The organism is Desulfoconvexum algidum (assembly GCF_055382125.1).
Window position 1 is genome coordinate 322,035 of sequence record NZ_AP042394.1, and the last position, 15,536, is coordinate 337,570.

At 46.9% G+C, this 15,536-nt stretch carries 16 protein-coding genes; 13 read left to right on the plus strand and 3 right to left on the minus strand.

Annotated features, from left to right (window positions below; genetic code table 11):
* The first annotated feature begins 199 nt into the window (after positions 1-199).
* From ACZ45G_RS01420 to ACZ45G_RS01480, 13 genes are all read left to right on the plus strand, one after another.
* Complete coding sequence (locus tag ACZ45G_RS01420) at positions 200-679, plus strand: hypothetical protein (RefSeq protein WP_464174829.1); 480 nt, start codon at positions 200-202, stop codon at positions 677-679.
* Between the two features lie 139 nt (positions 680-818).
* Positions 819-1,103, plus strand: a complete 285-nt coding sequence (locus tag ACZ45G_RS01425) for a DUF2845 domain-containing protein (RefSeq protein ID WP_464174830.1) — start codon at positions 819-821, stop codon at positions 1,101-1,103.
* A 119-nt stretch (positions 1,104-1,222) separates the two neighbouring features.
* A complete protein-coding gene (locus tag ACZ45G_RS01430; protein WP_464174831.1) occupies positions 1,223-2,713 on the plus strand; it encodes a sigma-54 interaction domain-containing protein in 1,491 nt (496 codons plus the stop codon).
* A gap of 287 nt (positions 2,714-3,000) precedes the next feature.
* Positions 3,001-3,288, plus strand: a complete 288-nt coding sequence (locus ACZ45G_RS01435; protein ID WP_464174832.1) for a putative quinol monooxygenase — start codon at positions 3,001-3,003, stop codon at positions 3,286-3,288.
* 39 nt (positions 3,289-3,327) lie between these two features.
* On the plus strand, positions 3,328-4,158 hold the full coding sequence (locus tag ACZ45G_RS01440) for a transporter family protein (RefSeq protein WP_464174833.1): 831 nt from the start codon (positions 3,328-3,330) through the stop codon (positions 4,156-4,158).
* Positions 4,159-4,257: 99 nt separating this feature from the next.
* Complete coding sequence (locus tag ACZ45G_RS01445; protein ID WP_464174834.1) at positions 4,258-5,445, plus strand: OmpA family protein; 1,188 nt, start codon at positions 4,258-4,260, stop codon at positions 5,443-5,445.
* 67 nt (positions 5,446-5,512) lie between these two features.
* Positions 5,513-7,081, plus strand: a complete 1,569-nt coding sequence (locus tag ACZ45G_RS01450) for an arylsulfatase (RefSeq protein WP_464174835.1) — start codon at positions 5,513-5,515, stop codon at positions 7,079-7,081.
* 258 nt (positions 7,082-7,339) lie between these two features.
* A complete protein-coding gene (locus tag ACZ45G_RS01455; RefSeq protein ID WP_464174836.1) occupies positions 7,340-7,624 on the plus strand; it encodes a hypothetical protein in 285 nt (94 codons plus the stop codon).
* Between the two features lie 27 nt (positions 7,625-7,651).
* Positions 7,652-8,911: an MltF family protein gene (locus ACZ45G_RS01460; protein ID WP_464174837.1), complete on the plus strand. Its 1,260-nt coding sequence runs from the start codon at positions 7,652-7,654 to the stop codon at positions 8,909-8,911.
* 67 nt (positions 8,912-8,978) lie between these two features.
* Complete coding sequence (locus ACZ45G_RS01465) at positions 8,979-9,617, plus strand: DUF4136 domain-containing protein (RefSeq protein ID WP_464174838.1); 639 nt, start codon at positions 8,979-8,981, stop codon at positions 9,615-9,617.
* Positions 9,618-9,643: 26 nt separating this feature from the next.
* The gene (locus ACZ45G_RS01470) at positions 9,644-10,159 is read left to right on the plus strand and encodes a hypothetical protein (protein ID WP_464174839.1); all 516 of its coding nucleotides are present in this window, start codon (positions 9,644-9,646) and stop codon (positions 10,157-10,159) included.
* Positions 10,160-10,245: 86 nt separating this feature from the next.
* On the plus strand, positions 10,246-10,860 hold the full coding sequence (locus ACZ45G_RS01475) for a hypothetical protein (protein WP_464174840.1): 615 nt from the start codon (positions 10,246-10,248) through the stop codon (positions 10,858-10,860).
* Positions 10,857-12,719, plus strand: a complete 1,863-nt coding sequence (locus ACZ45G_RS01480; RefSeq protein WP_464174841.1) for a glycerophosphodiester phosphodiesterase — start codon at positions 10,857-10,859, stop codon at positions 12,717-12,719. Before ACZ45G_RS01475 ends, ACZ45G_RS01480 begins: the two co-directional genes overlap by 4 nt.
* Here ACZ45G_RS01480 and ACZ45G_RS01485 read toward each other — a convergent pair.
* The 3 genes from ACZ45G_RS01485 to ACZ45G_RS01495 all read right to left on the minus strand — a co-directional run bounded on the left by ACZ45G_RS01485 (position 12,698) and on the right by ACZ45G_RS01495 (position 15,322).
* On the minus strand, positions 12,698-12,886 hold the full coding sequence (locus ACZ45G_RS01485; RefSeq protein ID WP_464174842.1) for an HD domain-containing protein: 189 nt from the start codon (positions 12,884-12,886) through the stop codon (positions 12,698-12,700). The genes ACZ45G_RS01480 and ACZ45G_RS01485 overlap by 22 nt on opposite strands.
* A gap of 48 nt (positions 12,887-12,934) precedes the next feature.
* A complete protein-coding gene (locus tag ACZ45G_RS01490; protein ID WP_464174844.1) occupies positions 12,935-13,972 on the minus strand; it encodes an FAD:protein FMN transferase in 1,038 nt (345 codons plus the stop codon).
* Between the two features lie 63 nt (positions 13,973-14,035).
* Positions 14,036-15,322 carry a CDP-alcohol phosphatidyltransferase family protein gene (locus ACZ45G_RS01495; protein ID WP_464174845.1) on the minus strand — a complete coding sequence of 429 codons (1,287 nt, stop codon included), beginning with the start codon at positions 15,320-15,322 and terminating at the stop codon, positions 14,036-14,038.
* Positions 15,323-15,536 lie beyond the last annotated feature (214 nt).

Consider the following 15,536-nt stretch of genomic DNA (forward strand, 5'->3'; position numbering starts at 1 on the left):
TATCTTGTCAACCCAAATTTTTGAATCCTTGGGTCTGTTTTTTTTATCTCCATAAAAATATATTAAAGTAGAAAAAGAGAATAGGAGAAATCTCAATGGGTAATTGGTTGTTTGTGCTTAGGCTCTCAACATGGGGGTATTTTTTTTGTTCTTATGGGATGCACCTCTTCTTTTAAGTCCCTTCCCCCGGCGGCGGAACTTGATTTTCAAAAACGCGTCCAAACACAGATCCAGGGGAACCACCCGGTTGGGCTTTGTTTTTACAAATCTGGATCTGGGGACCAAATATTTTAATGTCGATGTGGTGGGAGATGACAAAGAGCTGTTCAAGGACCGGGCCCAAAAAAAGCAGGATGCCGGCATAAGTGTTACGGCAACGGTGCTTACTTCAAGGGACTGTGTGGCAAGATTTGGTGCCAATCTCTACCAGAGAAATATTCAACCTGTCTGGCTGGAAATAGAAAACGGCACAGATGAACCGATGTGGTTCATGCCCCTGGTGAAAACATTCGGGTATGTGAAAGGGGTTGGGGCGGCACCCTATTCAGACCCCCGGGGGAATCTGACCGGAGATCCCTATTTTACCGATGGCAATCGGGCGGTTCTTTGGATCTCAAGCCAATCCAAAGCCTTTTCAGAGGTCGAGTGGATCGACTGGGAAAAACCGACGAAACAATAGATTAAATCCCGCATTGGTAAGACAACATCCAATTTTGAGTTTTTTAGAAAATAATTTTCTTAGCTTGATAATACAAAAAAAAAAGGATAATTAAAAAGGTAATCACCAGATCGCCAATTAACCTTATTTCAAGGAAGTAATGATGAAACCAAAAATTATTATAGTGATGATTGTATTGACGATTGTTCTGGCGACACAGACCGTATTGGCACTTCGTTGCGGCAACCTTTTTGTCGAACCGGGTGTCACCAGTGCTGAAATCCTGGCCAATTGCGGGGACCCCATCTTAAAAGAAGCCTTAGGGGCTGCTGGTAAATCCGGAGCCATCAAAGAACGGTGGACCTATGGCCCCAAGTCTGGATATTACTATTTTTTATATTTTAAAGCCGGGGTTCTTGAAAAGGTGGAATCCAAAAAAGAATAGGCCTCGCCTGAATAAAAATCGATTTTTAAAAAAAGAGCAGTTTTGGGTGGGAAAGCCCATACAATCGGTTAAATACAAATTTAAATTAGTCGAGTTTTTTTGTGTTGGGGTGAGCGGATATGGATGATCAGCCAAGCTATGCAGAATTGCAATCAAGGATTGAAGCCCTTAAAAAAGAAGTTTTTAACTTTCAAAAGGTTCGGCAGGTACTCGATGAAGACCGGGAGCGATTGGAGATAATTTTGTCTTCACTCAATACGGGACTTGCGGTGATCAATCCAGACATGACCATTGACTGGGTCAATGCCGAGACAGCCAAAATACTTCCCTGGGACGAGCTTGTGGGCAAGGTCTGCTATGAAGCTGCCGGTGGCTTGAAAGAACCCTGTGAGGGGTGTGGGGCTCTCAAAGCTTTTGCCGACGGACAAATACACGAAACCTTTCGCCAGAGTCCTGTGGACGGGAAATGGCATCAAATCGTATCCGTTCCCATAAAGGATGGTGAGGGCCAGGTGGCCAAAGTGCTTGAGAGTGTCACCGACATCACCCAACTCAAACAGGCTGAGAAGGGTTTGGAACAGACCATAAAAGAGTTGAAAGCCTTAAAAGAGCAACTGGAAGAAGAAAATATCTTTCTCAAGGAAGAGATCCATACGGTCCAGGGTTTTGAGGAAATCGTAGGCAAGAGCAATCCGCTTTTGTATGTACTGTCCAAGGTGAACCAGGTGGCCCAGGCCGATACCACAGTTCTGATCCAGGGGGAAACAGGCGTGGGAAAAGACCTCGTTGCCCGGGCCATTCACCAGGCAAGCCCCTGGTCTGCCGGGCCCTTTGTAAAGGTGAACTGCCCGTCGATTTCTCCCCAACTCATAGAAAGTGAGCTCTTCGGCCATGAACCCGGGGCATTCACCGGCGCAAACGGTCTTCGAAAGGGCCGCTTTGAAATGGCCCGGGGCGGGACGATTTTTCTTGATGAAATCAGTGAAATATCTTTGGAAGTCCAGGCCAAGCTGTTGGGGGTGCTCCAGGAAAAGAAATTTGAAAGGGTGGGGGGGTCTAAAACTATTTCAGTGGAGGTCCGCATCATCGCTGCTACAAACCGCAATTTAACAGAGGAAATATCAGGCGGCCGGTTTCGAAGCGACCTTTACTATCGGTTGAACGTTTTCCCCATCACCGTGCCGCCGCTGCGAAATCGGCGGGAGGACATTCCCCTTTTGGTTGAACATTTTGTTGCCATGTTTGTGAAAAGAAGCGGAAAAAGAATTGATCAGATTCCCAAACCCCTCATGGAGCGCCTGGTTGATTATCATTGGCCGGGAAATGTTCGGGAATTGTGCAACGTGATCGAACGGGCCAGCATCACCTGCCCCGGCCCGGAGCTGCGGCTGTCGGAACCCCTCAGTCTGGATTTGCCGGCCTCCCATGGATCGGTTGACTTGCCGGATAGTTTTTTAAGTCTGGAGGAGATGGAGCGCTGCCACATCCTTAATGCCCTTAAAACCACTTCCTGGTGTGTCAGCGGAGAAGGGGGGGCTGCAAAACTTTTGAAGATCAACCCCTCCACATTGAGAAATCGCATGAAAAAACTGGGTTTGAAAAGATCCTGATAATGTTGATTCTTCCCTGAACTGTCTGTTGTGACTATTCCGGATCGAGGTTCGCCGTATGTGGCTGCCATATAAGGAGAATTCGCCTTATATGGCGAAATGGGATTGTCCTGTTCAAAACGCCTCCCTGAATAAAATATATCAATAACCAATATATTTCAATCGTTTACCATATTGTTGATACTCTGGCCTTTCGAGGCTCACTTCTTGAAAGGGTAATTGAGAGAGTCTTTGTGAAAGTATTCCACCGGTAACAAAAATATAAATCCAAAAAGTGGAGGTCTCCAATGGTTGGGTTAGAAATCTTGGTTACGATTCAACCAGAGAAGCGATTTGAGTTTTTGCAGGCAGTTGAGCTTTTGACCCAGCCAAAGCCTGTCAACCTGGGCTGTATTGAACAGACGCTTTTTGAGAAAACAGGAGAGCCCAATGCGTTTTTATGGCGGGAAGAGTGGGAAAATGATGAATTCCTTAATACCCGTCAACAAACCGAACAGTTCAGGTCCCTGCTTGGGGCCGTGGAAGTTCTTGGTGCCCTGATAAGGATCCGTAAGTTTACCGTAATCAAAGCGTAGATTGGGATGAAGAAAAATATTAATTTTTGGAGGAAACCCATGGGAAAAAGATTGCCAGCAGTATTGTGTTTTGTTTTTTTAGTCACCCTTTGTCTCTGCCTTCCGGTCCAGGCCGACGGCGGGGATGATCTTCGGTCCAAGGCCCAGAATCCGGTCAGTTCTATGTACAGCCTGCCCCTGAAGTTCACGGCAGATTTTAACGCCCCCAACGGCAGCGCTTTTATCATGAACGTTAACCCGGTGATTCCGGTCACCGTGGGGGACTGGAATTTCATCAGCCGGGCCCTTATCCCTCTGGTGGTAAGTGTGGACGGCTATATTGAGGGAACCCCGGAAATCCCCAGCGGAAGTCCTTCCAATGACCGGAATACCGGCATCGGGGACATCAATTATTCGCTGTATATATCTCCTGCCAAGCCCGCTAAGATGATTTGGGGCCTGGGGCCCTCCATCACCATGCCCACAGCATCCAACGATTCTTTAGGGTCCGGGAAATGGAGTGCAGGAGGGGCCGGTGTCGTGCTGTTTCAGCCCAAGTGGGGCACCTATGGGGGCCTGGTTCGTCAGCTCTGGGACTTTGCCGGTGACAGCGACAGGGGGGGGGTCAACCAGACCCTTATAGAACCTTTTATTAATTACAATTTGAAAGACGGCTGGTATCTGATCTCGGACTCGATTATCACCGCCAATTGGTATGCCGATTCATCCAATCGGTGGACGGTCCCTCTGGGCGGCGGTGCCGGTAAATTGTTCACCATCGGCAAACAGGTCATTAATTCACGGTTAGAAGCCTATTATAATGTGGTACAGCCGGACGGGGCACCGGAATGGAGTACCACCTTCACCTTCCAGTTTTTGTTTCCAAAATAAGGAATAGCTATTGGATTTAACCGATGATGAAGTTGTTATAAAAACAAAGCGTAAATCGTTTGGTCAACAATAAATAGTTTCAAGACAAGGAAAAATAAAATGATTAAGACATCTGTAGTTAAACGTTTAATTTCAGTCATGGCCTTATTTTTTTTAATGGGATGTACAGCAAAGGAGCATGTTCCCATACCGTCATTCTCGGCAGCAGCGATTGAGGCTGGCATGTATCAGCCAAAGGTTGATAATTTTCTCATCGTCTTTGATGCGTCTATTTCCATGAAAAATAAAATTAAAGAAGAAGTTAAATTGGATATCGCAAAGGCCCTTGTGGATCGAATGAATCAAACCATACCGGAGATGGGCCAAACAGCAGGGCTCAGATCCTTTGGCCATGCCCCTGAAGTATCAAAGGTGTATACCAGCCTTTTGTACGGAATGGCAGCGTATTCCACCCAGGATCTGAACAAAAAATTTAATATCTCCAAAGCTGGCGGGTTGAGCAAGCTTGAGGCTGCCCTCGATGCCGCCCAGATGGACTTTGAAAAACTTTCCGGTGCCCATCATGCCGTTATCATCATCAGTGACGGGCTTGACCTGAACCCAGCTGCCCTTGCCAGTGCCCAGAGCTTAAAAGATAAATATGGTCCGTCCATCTGTTTTTATACGGTTCAGGTTGGAGATGCACCCGAGGGAAAAGAAGTTCTGCAGCAAATTGCAAACATAGGGGGGTGCGGGTTTTATTCAGGACATGAAAGCCTTTTAACCAGTGCCGGCATGGCTAAATTTGTTGAAAACGAATTTCTTGCAGAAAAACCCAAGAAAGTTGTTAAAGCTGCTCCTGCAGCAGTGGTTGTTCCTGCCGTTGACCGAGACACAGATAACGATGGGGTCTTAAATGAAGACGATAAATGCCCCAACACGCCGGATGGTGCCAGTGTCAATGCTGCCGGCTGCTGGGCATTCAGTAACGCAGCTCTGTTTGACTTTGATAAAGCCAAGATCAAACCTGCATCCTACCCAATGCTTGGCGAAGCGGTTACAATCCTTGAAAAGAACCCTTCCATGAAGGTGTCCCTCCAGGGCCATACCGATAATATTGGTAATGCCGAGTACAACATGGGGCTTTCCCTTAGAAGAGCAAATGCCATTAAAACGTATCTTGTGGAAAAAGGGATTGCCGAAGACAGGCTGGAAACAGAAGGGTTTGGATCAACAAAACCGCTTTCCTCCAATAGTTCTGAAAGTGGACGTTCTTTAAACAGAAGGGTTGTACTACAGCCGCGATAAACCCAATTTGCTCAAAATAAATCTATTTTGTAGTTAGCATTATAAACAATTAACATGGAGGAAAAAAATGAAAAAAACATTGAACCTAAAACCTTTTACCCTGGCCATGATAGCCCTGCTGGGCTTGGTCCTTTTTTACCCTTCGGTCTATGCCGCGGATAAACCCAATATCCTCGTTCTCTGGGGTGATGATATCGGCATCGAAAATATCAGCCATAACAATCGCGGCTTGATGGGGTATATGACGCCGAACATTGACACCATCGCCAAAGAAGGCGTGGGCTTCACTGACTATTATGCTCAACAAAGCTGCACGGCAGGTCGAGCGGCTTTTGTCGGCGGTAGTGTCCCTGTCCGCAGTGGTATGACCAAGGTCGGTATGCCAGGCGCGAAGGAAGGCTGGCAGAAAACCGATGTGACCATGGCCACGGTACTAAAAAGCCAGGGTTACGCCACCGGCCAGTTTGGCAAAAATCACCTAGGCGATCTCGATGACCATCTGCCGACAATGCACGGTTTTGACGAGTTCATGGGCAATCTCTATCATTTGAACGCCGAAGAAGAACCGGAGCACAGAGACTATCCGAAAGATCCCGCGTTTCGTAAAAAATATGGCCCGCGCGGGGTGATCCATTCCTGGGCTGATGGCAAGGGTGGGCAGAATATTGAAGACACTGGCCTGCTGACCATAAAGCGCATGGAAACAGTTGATGATGAAACTGTTGCAGCCGCAAAGAAGTTCATTACAGAGCAGGTCAAAGCTGACAAACCATTTTTTGTTTGGTGGAACGGCACGCGCATGCATTTTCGCACCCATATAAAGGAAGAACATATTGGTCTTTCAGGGCAAGATGAATACGGTGACGGCATGGTTGAACACGATATGCATGTTGGCGAGTTCCTCACGTTGCTGGATGAGCTGGGTGTGGCCGATAACACGATTGTTCAGTATTCCACCGATAACGGTGTGCACTATAATTCATGGCCCGATGCTGGCACCACGCCATTCCGCAGTGAAAAGAACACCAACTGGGAAGGTGCTTATCGTGTGCCTGCCTTTATAAAATGGCCCGGTCATTTCCCTGAAGGCGTAACCCTCAATGGTATTGTTGCACACGAAGACTGGCTGCCTACCTTTGCTGCTATTGCTGGTGCGCCCGATATCAAGGAAAAGCTTTTGAAGGGTGTAGAGCTCAATGGTCGTACGTATAAAAACCACCTTGATGGCTATAACCAGCTCGATTATCTGACAGGCAAGGTGAAAGAGTCGCCGCGCAATGAGTTCGTCTATGTAAATGATACCGGCGAGATTGTTGCTGCCCGCGTCGATGACTGGAAGATTACCTACCAGGTGATGCGTGCTCAAACAATGGCTATCTGGCTAGAACCATTTGTGCAGTTGCGCGCACCATTGATTTTCAACCTCAGACGCGATCCGTTTGAAAGAGCCCAGCATAACTCCAACACCTATTACGACTGGTGGCTCGATCACGCTTTTGCTATTGTGCCAATCACTCAAGAAGTCGGGGAGTTCCTCATGACCTTCAAGGACTTTCCGCCTAGTGGGACACCAGGTTCGTTCAACTTGACGAAGATGCAGAAACAGATCGAAGAAGCGAATAAGGCCGGGCAGTAACTTGTAGTTTCAAACAGCATATTTAAAACAAGGCCGTACCTGTTACGGCCTTGTTTGTGCAAGCAGTTGTGGTATTGGAACGTTTTAGAAAAAGCTTGACAAGTCTTTCTATTGACAGTTTCAAGTGCACTTAGCGTTAGCTGGACCCTTATCAAACATGGAGGCGTACAATAACAATGAAAGATATCTTTCGAATTAAAATAATAGTAATGCTTGCTGTTTTTTTATCTGTTCCTGTCTTTAATACCCATTTGGGTATTGCAGGAGATCGGATTTGGGTATGAATATCGGTTTACTGACCGCTGGACCGCAGGTGTCATGGCCCAGGCTTTTTATCTGAAACTATCCGACGATGCATTAGATTTTTCAGGCAGTGTGCTGAGTTTAGGGCTAAGGACAGAATACTGGTTTTTCAACAATGTAGGTCTCGGGGCAGCATTGAACTATTTTAATATAAATGTCGATGTGGAGGATGATGACTGGCGCGGTGATCTGGATTACCAGTATTTTGGTCCCCAGATTTACCTACCCGTAAGGTTCTGAAAAAGTTGATAGTATAGGATATTTCCAATGCTCAGAAATTATTTACAATCAAAAAAATGTATCGTTATGATTTTCTTTTTCAACCTGATGGGACTTCTTCTGGTGATGTCGGCTTCCGGAACCCAGGAACTGAACCGGGAAGTTGCCGCCAGGATGAACAAAGTATGGACCGGGGATTATGATGAGATGGTCGAGCGAAAGTTTATCCGGGTACTGGTGCCCTACAGCAAAACCTTTTATTTTCTGGATGGCGCCCAGCCAAAGGGTGCAACCTATGAAATGGTGAAGCTTTTTGAAAAAGAATTAAATGAGAAGTTGAAAACCCGGAAAGATCTTTCCGGGCTTGAAATACATGTCCGGAAATCGAGCAGTTATTACCAGAGTCTGATGACCCTGAATGCTGAACTGATCAAGGCAGGTAACGCCAAGGTAAATATTCAGGAAGCCAATGAATACCTGGAGGATGAAGACCTGCTTGAGATGGTAAATGCAGGTCTTTTGCCCATGGCCGTGGTGGACAGTCATAAAGCCGAATTCTGGGCTCAGATTTTTGATAAGATTACCCTGCACCCGACAATCACCTTCCGGGAGAACGGCCAGATTGCCTGGGCTGTCAGGAAAAATACCCCGGGTCTTATGGCGGTTGTAAATGCCTTTGTAAAGAAAAACAAAAAAGGCTCGCTCATGGGAAATATTATTTTCAAGCGCTACCTGAAAAAAGCGGGCTATGTAAAATCCAGCATGGATGAAGCAGATAAAAAACGATTTGAAGATACCCTTGATCTGTTTAAAAAATATGGAGACCAGTACAAATTTGACTGGCTGATGCTGGCAGCTCTGGCCTATCAGGAGTCTACCATCGATCAGAGCAAAAAGAGCCATGTGGGGGCTGTCGGTGTTATGCAGGTTATGCCGTCTACTGCTAAAGACAAAAATGTCGGTATTCCGAATATTGATCAAATAGACCCTAATATCCATGCTGGTACAAAGTACCTGCGGTTTATGATGGACCGGTATTTTGATGATCCTGATATCGACACCCTCAACCGGGGGCTCTTTTCATTTGCCTCCTATAATGCCGGCCCGGCCAAAGTATCACAACTCAGGAAGGAAGCTGCGAAAATGGGCCTTGATCCCAATGTATGGTTCGGCAATGTTGAAATTGTCGCGGCAAAGCGAATCGGAAGGGAGACGGTTCAGTATGTGAGTAATATATTTAAATACTATCTGACGTATCGGTATATATCAGAGCGGAACAATTCAAAAAAGGAAAAAAGTGATCAGTGAGCTTTTTTGGGGATAATAATCAGATTTATGGACATCTTTGGTGCCATTGTTCTGTAAAAGGGAGTATATGATGTGTTTATTTAAAAATTGGCTGTGGCATGTTATGATTTTAGGTGTTTTTCTGGTGATGACTGGATGTGGTGGTTCATCAACCCATTTGGTTGAATCGTGGCAGGAACCTTCCTTTGCAGACAAGCCCCTTGGGAAGATTCTCGTTCTCGGGGTCTTTAACGAAGACGATATCCGTCAGCTTTATGAGAAGGGTGTTGTAAATGCCCTTGAGGATAACGGAGGGACAGCCGTTGCCGGGTATACCCTCATGCCTAAGGTGGGGGATTATGACGAAAAAGAAGAGATCATTGCTGCCTTGGAAAAATCCAATGCCGATGCAGTGATGATTGCCACCCTGGTGGGGTTTGATGAGAAGGAAGACTATCGGGCACCCCAAGCAGCTTATGTTCCAACCATGGGCATGGGATTCGGGATGTCTGATTATTATGCTGTGTCCTATAGCAGAGTATATGACTACGGACATACCGTGACTGAGACCACTGTGAAACTTGAAATTACAGTGTTTTCTGCTAAAACCAGAAAAATGGTATGGGCCGGATCTACGAAGAGTGTGAATCCGAAATCCAGTGGAGAATTTATCAAGAATGTGTCAGGACTCATTATGGGGGATATGAAAAAAGACGGGTTTCTTTAACTAGAGAAATCTGCCGGGGAAATGATATGGGAGAAAAAATAACGAATGCAGAAATCCCGGTCCTGGGATGGCCGTTGAAACTGGGTGCCGGAATGTTTGTGTTCAGCATTTTGTTGCCGTTTGCGGGCGTGCCATTGGTAACGGTGCTTGATCTGTCTAGAAGCTTAACAACCTCACTTTCCGGGGCGTTCCTCTTAGGGGGGGAGCTTCTCGGGTTAATGGCCGTGGCCGTGATGGGGAAAAGCGGGTATGCTTACATTAAAAAGCAGGTTTTTGGATTTTTAAAGAAATTTGGCCCCCCGGGGAAGGTGAGCCGTCTTCGCTATACCATCGGGCTTATCATGCTGAGTATCCCCATCCTGTTTGGCTGGTTGTCGCCCTATATAGCAGGGCAGATCCCCGGTTTTCTGCCGGATCCGGTTTATTATGCCCTTGGGGGTGATATTTTGTTTGTGGTGGGTCTGTTTGTATGCGGGGGAGATTTCTGGGACAAGATCCGTTCATTATTTGTCCACGATTCTGAGGCGCGTTTTCAGGTATAATACAACTCTTACAGAAGTTTAAAAGATACCCCATGGTGAGGACGATGCTTTGCTCGCTTGGGCTGACATAGAAAAAAGGATTTCCCATGAAAAATTTAGTGACATTTTTTAAGCTGACTGCCCAGGGGGGGCTTCTGGTTCTGCTTCCCATTCTTTTGTTTATTCTTCTGATGAAGGAGATGGTCAGCCTGGTGGTGGGATTGGCAACCCCCATTGCCGGGTTGTTTTTAGGGGGCACAGAGGATGTCCAGCTTCCGCTGGCACTGGCGGTGGTGCTGCTTGTGGGCACCTCATTTGTCATCGGGATTGTCATGAGGTTTAGTGCTGTTAAGAAATTTGGTGGATGGATGGAAAAAAAAACCATTAAGAATCTTCCCATTTATCAATTTGTCAAAACCCTGGTATCCGGTCTTTTGGGTGCCGGGGAAACGGTTAATTTTAAACCGGCTTTGTTTGATACCCAAACGGGTCTAAAAGAAATTATCTATCTGATAGAGGATCTGGGGAATGGTGAATTTGTCGCACTTTTCCCCATTGCCCCCACAGGGTTTGCAGGTCCCGTCAGGATCATCCCCCAGGACCGAATTCTCCCCCTGGAAGCCAGTCTGGGCGAGGTAAACCTGGTGTTGAACCACATGGGCTTGGGGGCCGGTCGATTGTTGAAAAAAGACAGTCGCCAAAATAATGAAAAAGAACTATGAAAAATGAAATAGCCGACATTTGGAAGGCTGTTTGCAGGGTTCTGGGAAACAGTTTCGGCCAGATTTTTGCCATCCATTTGAGTTACCTGGCATTGGGTGTCCTCCTGTTTATACCCCTGGCCGGTATTTTCGGTCAATTCCTTGTGCGCCTGTCCGGGAAAACAATTTTGTCAGACCTGGATATCCTTTATTTTTTTTTAACACCAATGGGAATGCTTGCCGTCATTTTGTTTGCAGCCTTGGTTATTACCCTCCTGGCTTTTGAGCTGGCGTCCTTGATGGCTGTTTGTCTGGCAACCCTTGAAGAGAGGCGGATGACCCTGATTTCCTCTTTGTTTTTCACCGCCGCCAGGGCCAAAAACATTTTTCTTTTTGCCCTTACCCTTGTGGTTCGGGTTCTTTTGATTGTGCTGCCCTTTATGGCCATTGCCGGGGTCATTGGCTGGGGACTGATTTCAGAGTATGATATCAATTATTATCTGACAGAAAAACCCCCTGTTTTTCTGGTTGCAGCAGGAACAATAGGGCTTGTGCTGATCCTCATGCTCGGGGTGTTGAGCCGGAACCTTCTTGCCTGGTCGTTTGCGTTTCCCATTGTATTGTTCGCCTCTGTTAAACCTTCCCAGACCTTTAAACTCAGTAACAGACTCACCAAAGGCCACAGGCCGGTATTGTTTATTGCTCTTTGCATCTGGACCCTGGCCGGCACCCTTGTGGGGGGGCTTGTGTTTGGCTGTATTCATTTTTTAGGGTCGGCCCTGGCCCCCCTGTTCTTTGATTCAATGACATGGCTTGTCCCGGTGCTTGGCGGTCTCATCACCCTGTGGGCCGCGGCCAATGTGTTGGTCACAACGATTACCTCTGCAAGTTTTGTCACCCTGCTGCTCAACGCCTATCTCCAGGCAGGCGGAGAGATGGCCTTCCGGGACTTTTTAAAATCAAAACCCCAGGGAGAAAAGCAGATGACAACGCCTTTGCTATGTCTGCTGCTCATTGCAGGTGCCGTTGTTGCCGTCTTTGTGGGAAACCGGCTGTTGGACGATATTCAGACAAAGGAGAATATCAGTGTCATTGCCCATCGCGGGGCAGCGGGAAGGGCACCCGAGAATACCTTGGCCTCATTTGGCAGGGCCATTAAAGACAAGTGTGACTGGATTGAAATTGATGTCCAGGAAAGCCGTGACGGAAAAGTGGTGGTGATCCATGACCAGGACTTTATGAAACTTGCCAATGTCAATTCAAAGGTATGGGACAGCAGTCTGGAACAGATACAGCAAATTGATGTGGGCAGCTGGTTCAGCCCCGTGTTTGCCGGAGAAAAGGTCCCTACATTGGCCCAGGTCCTGGAAGCGGCAAAGGGCAAATCCCAGGTGCTGATTGAGCTCAAATATTATGGATATGATGAGCAGCTGGAACAGCGGGTGGCAGATATCGTCGAACAGGCAGGTATGGTGGACAAGGTTGCTGTCATGTCTCTTTCCTACAAGGGTGTCAAAAAGTTCAGGGCACTTCGTCCTGGTTGGCCCATCGGGTTGCTCTCTTCCAAGACCGTTGGGAATCTGGCCCACCTGGACGTGGATTTTCTGGCCATCAATATGGCAACGGCCACCCCGGGCCTGATTCGCCGCATCCAATCTTCAGGTAAACAGGTCTTTGTCTGGACCGTAAATGATCCGGTATCCATGTTCCGCATGATATCCTTTGGCGTGGATGGTTTAATTACGGATGAGCCGGCTCTGGCTGCGGATGTTCTTGAAGAACAGACCCGGCTGACACCGGTGGAACGCCTGCTCATGCACACCTCTGTTCTGTTGGAAAGACCCATCCCGAAACGAACCTACCGGGACCAGTCACCATGATGGTTTTCATGAATTGTCGGTACCCGATATCTGGGATATCGGGTATCTGGGATATCGGGTATCTGGAGAATGTCATCTCCAAATCCGATCTTCCCGACATCATGGAGAAAGGCCCCTTTAATGAACCGCTGGATTTTTGGTTTGGAAATCTTCAGTTGTTCAGCCATTTTTATGGAAATGATGGTCACCCGGTAGTTGTGTGAGTTTGTATCAGATTATTTTTTCTCAAAGGCCTCAAATTGGTTTGATTGGGTGGATATGAATCCATTGCCCTGTTTTTGGATGATCAGGCACTCGGTATTGGCAAGGGAATTGACAAGGTCAATCCCTTTTTGAACCTCCATGACCATCAATGCCGTGGCAAGTCCGTCGGCAATGGTGCAGTTTTCTGCAATCACCGAGGTGCTGACCACCTTGTTTCCAACGGGAAATCCGGTTTTGGGATCAATGATGTGGGAAAAGAGTTGGCCGTCTCGTTCAAAAAAATTTCGATAATTGCCGCTGGTGGCAATGGCCCTGTTTTCCAAAGAAATCGTTTTATACAAGGCTGTGCTCAATCCTTTTTTTTCAGGCCTGCTGATGCCCACCACCCAGGGGTCTCCTCGCTTGTTTTTACCGGAACCAACCAATTCTCCGCCGATTTCCACCAGAAAATTTTTAATCCCATTGGTGGAAAAAAGCCGGGCAATGGCATCCACCCCATATCCTTTGGCAATGGACCCAAGATCCAGAGTGATGCCGGCCTCTTTTTTTGTCAGCAAATGATCTGTCAGTGTCAACTTGTGAAACCCCGTTCTTGCAAGGGCTTCTTGGATTTGAAGGGGGGTGGGCAGGGTGTCTGACCTGTTCTTGGTGCCAAACCCCCATAGGTCTACCAGGGGTTTGACGGTTCCGTCCCAGGCGCCAGTTGTGATCTGATACAGGTGTTGGGATTCCAACAGCACCTGGTAAAAATCAGTGGAGAGCTTAAACGGCTGGTTTGCGGGGGCTTGGTTAAACCGGGAAAGTTCACTGGTGGGCGTGTACATGGAAAGTCGTGCATTGACCTCTTTTAACCGGACATCCATTCGCTGCTGCCAGGTGGCAGGTGATTGGTCGTCCATTGAAATAAATTTAACGCTGTAAAATGTTCCCATGGTTTTGCCGGTGATGGTGTATTGCCTCGCAAACCCCTGGGAGGTGGTAAATGCCAGCAGGAATAAAAGAACAATTGAAAGCATGGGGAGAATATGGGTTCTAATGGGCATTTGCATTATGGGTTCCTTTAAAAGGGGGTGTCGCAATTATTTGGGAATATTTTCGGCTTGATTTACATTTTACTCCTGGGGTATCCATTTTCTGCCCGCAACCATATAGACAAGGACAGAACCCAGGATCAGGTACCCGAACATCTGTACATTTTTTGTTTTGAAAAGAAAAGAAAGGGTAAGAATAATGGATGCACAGATCAGAAAAAACAGGGGTTTGGGGGTGTGCTTGAGGATGACCCGTCCAAAATGGGCAAACCGAATGTGACTGGCCATTAAGGCGATGGAAAGACTGGTCAGTCCCCACAATATGGGGGGAGTTGAAATAAGAGATGCGCCTAGAACAATCAGGGCACCTGCAGGGCTGGGAAGTCCGTTGAATATTCCTTCTGGCAGGTCGGTCCGGTTTTTATCCCATGCGATAAACCGGACGAGGCGAAATCCAACGCCGACAATAAAGAGTCCACTGAAAAGCCATGCCAATGAACCGCCTCTTTGCACAATTACATAGGCGGGTGCCAGTCCAAAGCTGACAAAATCAGCAATATCATCCAAATAGGGGCCATATTTGGTCCCCCCATGCTTTAGGGCCATCCGGCCATCGAACAGGTCAAACAATTGCCCGATGATGATGATACAAATTGCCCAGGCAAAATAATGATGGTGGGTCAGAATGAGACTGGTAATTCCACAACAAAAATTAAGACCGGAAAGGATATCCGCATAGAGCCGGTTGGGGATAAATTTAAAAATCACCGATGCGGATGAAAGTAGAATACAGGCCATGAGAACCCCATCGGCTATGTTTGTGATATCGGGATTTTCATCCATCAAGGCACATAAAATAACAAGGCCAAAGCAGATGATAGCCTTAATTTTTCCAAAATTATTGGCAGCCCCGGAGAAGTTGATCCAGGTCAAAATTCGTCGGGCAAAAAACTGGCCCATAATTTCAATGATTACAAGGATCCATACCAATTTCAAGGATATGATTCCGCCATAGGCAAACCCGATCAATGGCGGCAAATAGGTTAATTTGTCACAAACCGGATCCAGCCATTCTCCCCATTTGGATCCCAGATTGCACCCCCGTGCCACAACCCCATCGGCACCATCCAGGATGGCCGCAAAGGTGAATGTAAAGATAGCAAAGGATTGATAGGGGGTAAAAAAGTAGAGGGCAAACCCTATCCCCGCCATGGCGGTCCGCCAATAGCAAATCGCGTTCGGGTGCAGCAGCCACTGGTGGGACAGGATGTATTCTTGCATGTATTGCTTTTTAACTGCCTGGGAAAACCAAAAGAAAAAAGCAGTTCCAATACCAGCGGAAACAATAATAACCAAAAGTCGTTCCATTTTATCATCTCAGTTTAATAAATTTTATTTATACTATTGGATTCTCTTTTTTTAGCAAGAGCCTCCCCTTTTATTTCAGGGTATTTATCATTTTTGCCATCAAGAGTCCATCATCTGGTTTTTTTAAATGCTTAAAAAAATCAGGACAATTGCCATCAACTATTTGAAATAGCTGCCTTGACTATTGAGACGACCGGTCATATATTTACGGTTA

Coding starts and splice junctions, on each gene's coding strand:
- ACZ45G_RS01465 (WP_464174838.1), top strand. CDS start 8,979: ATGATGTGTTTATTTAAAAATTGGCTGTGGCATGTTATGATTTTAGGT.
- ACZ45G_RS01475 (WP_464174840.1), top strand. CDS start 10,246: ATGAAAAATTTAGTGACATTTTTTAAGCTGACTGCCCAGGGGGGGCTT.
- ACZ45G_RS01450 (WP_464174835.1), top strand. CDS start 5,513: ATGAAAAAAACATTGAACCTAAAACCTTTTACCCTGGCCATGATAGCC.
- ACZ45G_RS01440 (WP_464174833.1), top strand. CDS start 3,328: ATGGGAAAAAGATTGCCAGCAGTATTGTGTTTTGTTTTTTTAGTCACC.
- ACZ45G_RS01495 (WP_464174845.1), bottom strand. CDS start 15,322: ATGGAACGACTTTTGGTTATTATTGTTTCCGCTGGTATTGGAACTGCT.
- ACZ45G_RS01490 (WP_464174844.1), bottom strand. CDS start 13,972: ATGCAAATGCCCATTAGAACCCATATTCTCCCCATGCTTTCAATTGTT.
- ACZ45G_RS01460 (WP_464174837.1), top strand. CDS start 7,652: ATGCTCAGAAATTATTTACAATCAAAAAAATGTATCGTTATGATTTTC.
- ACZ45G_RS01470 (WP_464174839.1), top strand. CDS start 9,644: ATGGGAGAAAAAATAACGAATGCAGAAATCCCGGTCCTGGGATGGCCG.
- ACZ45G_RS01430 (WP_464174831.1), top strand. CDS start 1,223: ATGGATGATCAGCCAAGCTATGCAGAATTGCAATCAAGGATTGAAGCC.
- ACZ45G_RS01485 (WP_464174842.1), bottom strand. CDS start 12,886: ATGGCTGAACAACTGAAGATTTCCAAACCAAAAATCCAGCGGTTCATT.
- ACZ45G_RS01480 (WP_464174841.1), top strand. CDS start 10,857: ATGAAAAATGAAATAGCCGACATTTGGAAGGCTGTTTGCAGGGTTCTG.
- ACZ45G_RS01435 (WP_464174832.1), top strand. CDS start 3,001: ATGGTTGGGTTAGAAATCTTGGTTACGATTCAACCAGAGAAGCGATTT.
- ACZ45G_RS01445 (WP_464174834.1), top strand. CDS start 4,258: ATGATTAAGACATCTGTAGTTAAACGTTTAATTTCAGTCATGGCCTTA.
- ACZ45G_RS01425 (WP_464174830.1), top strand. CDS start 819: ATGATGAAACCAAAAATTATTATAGTGATGATTGTATTGACGATTGTT.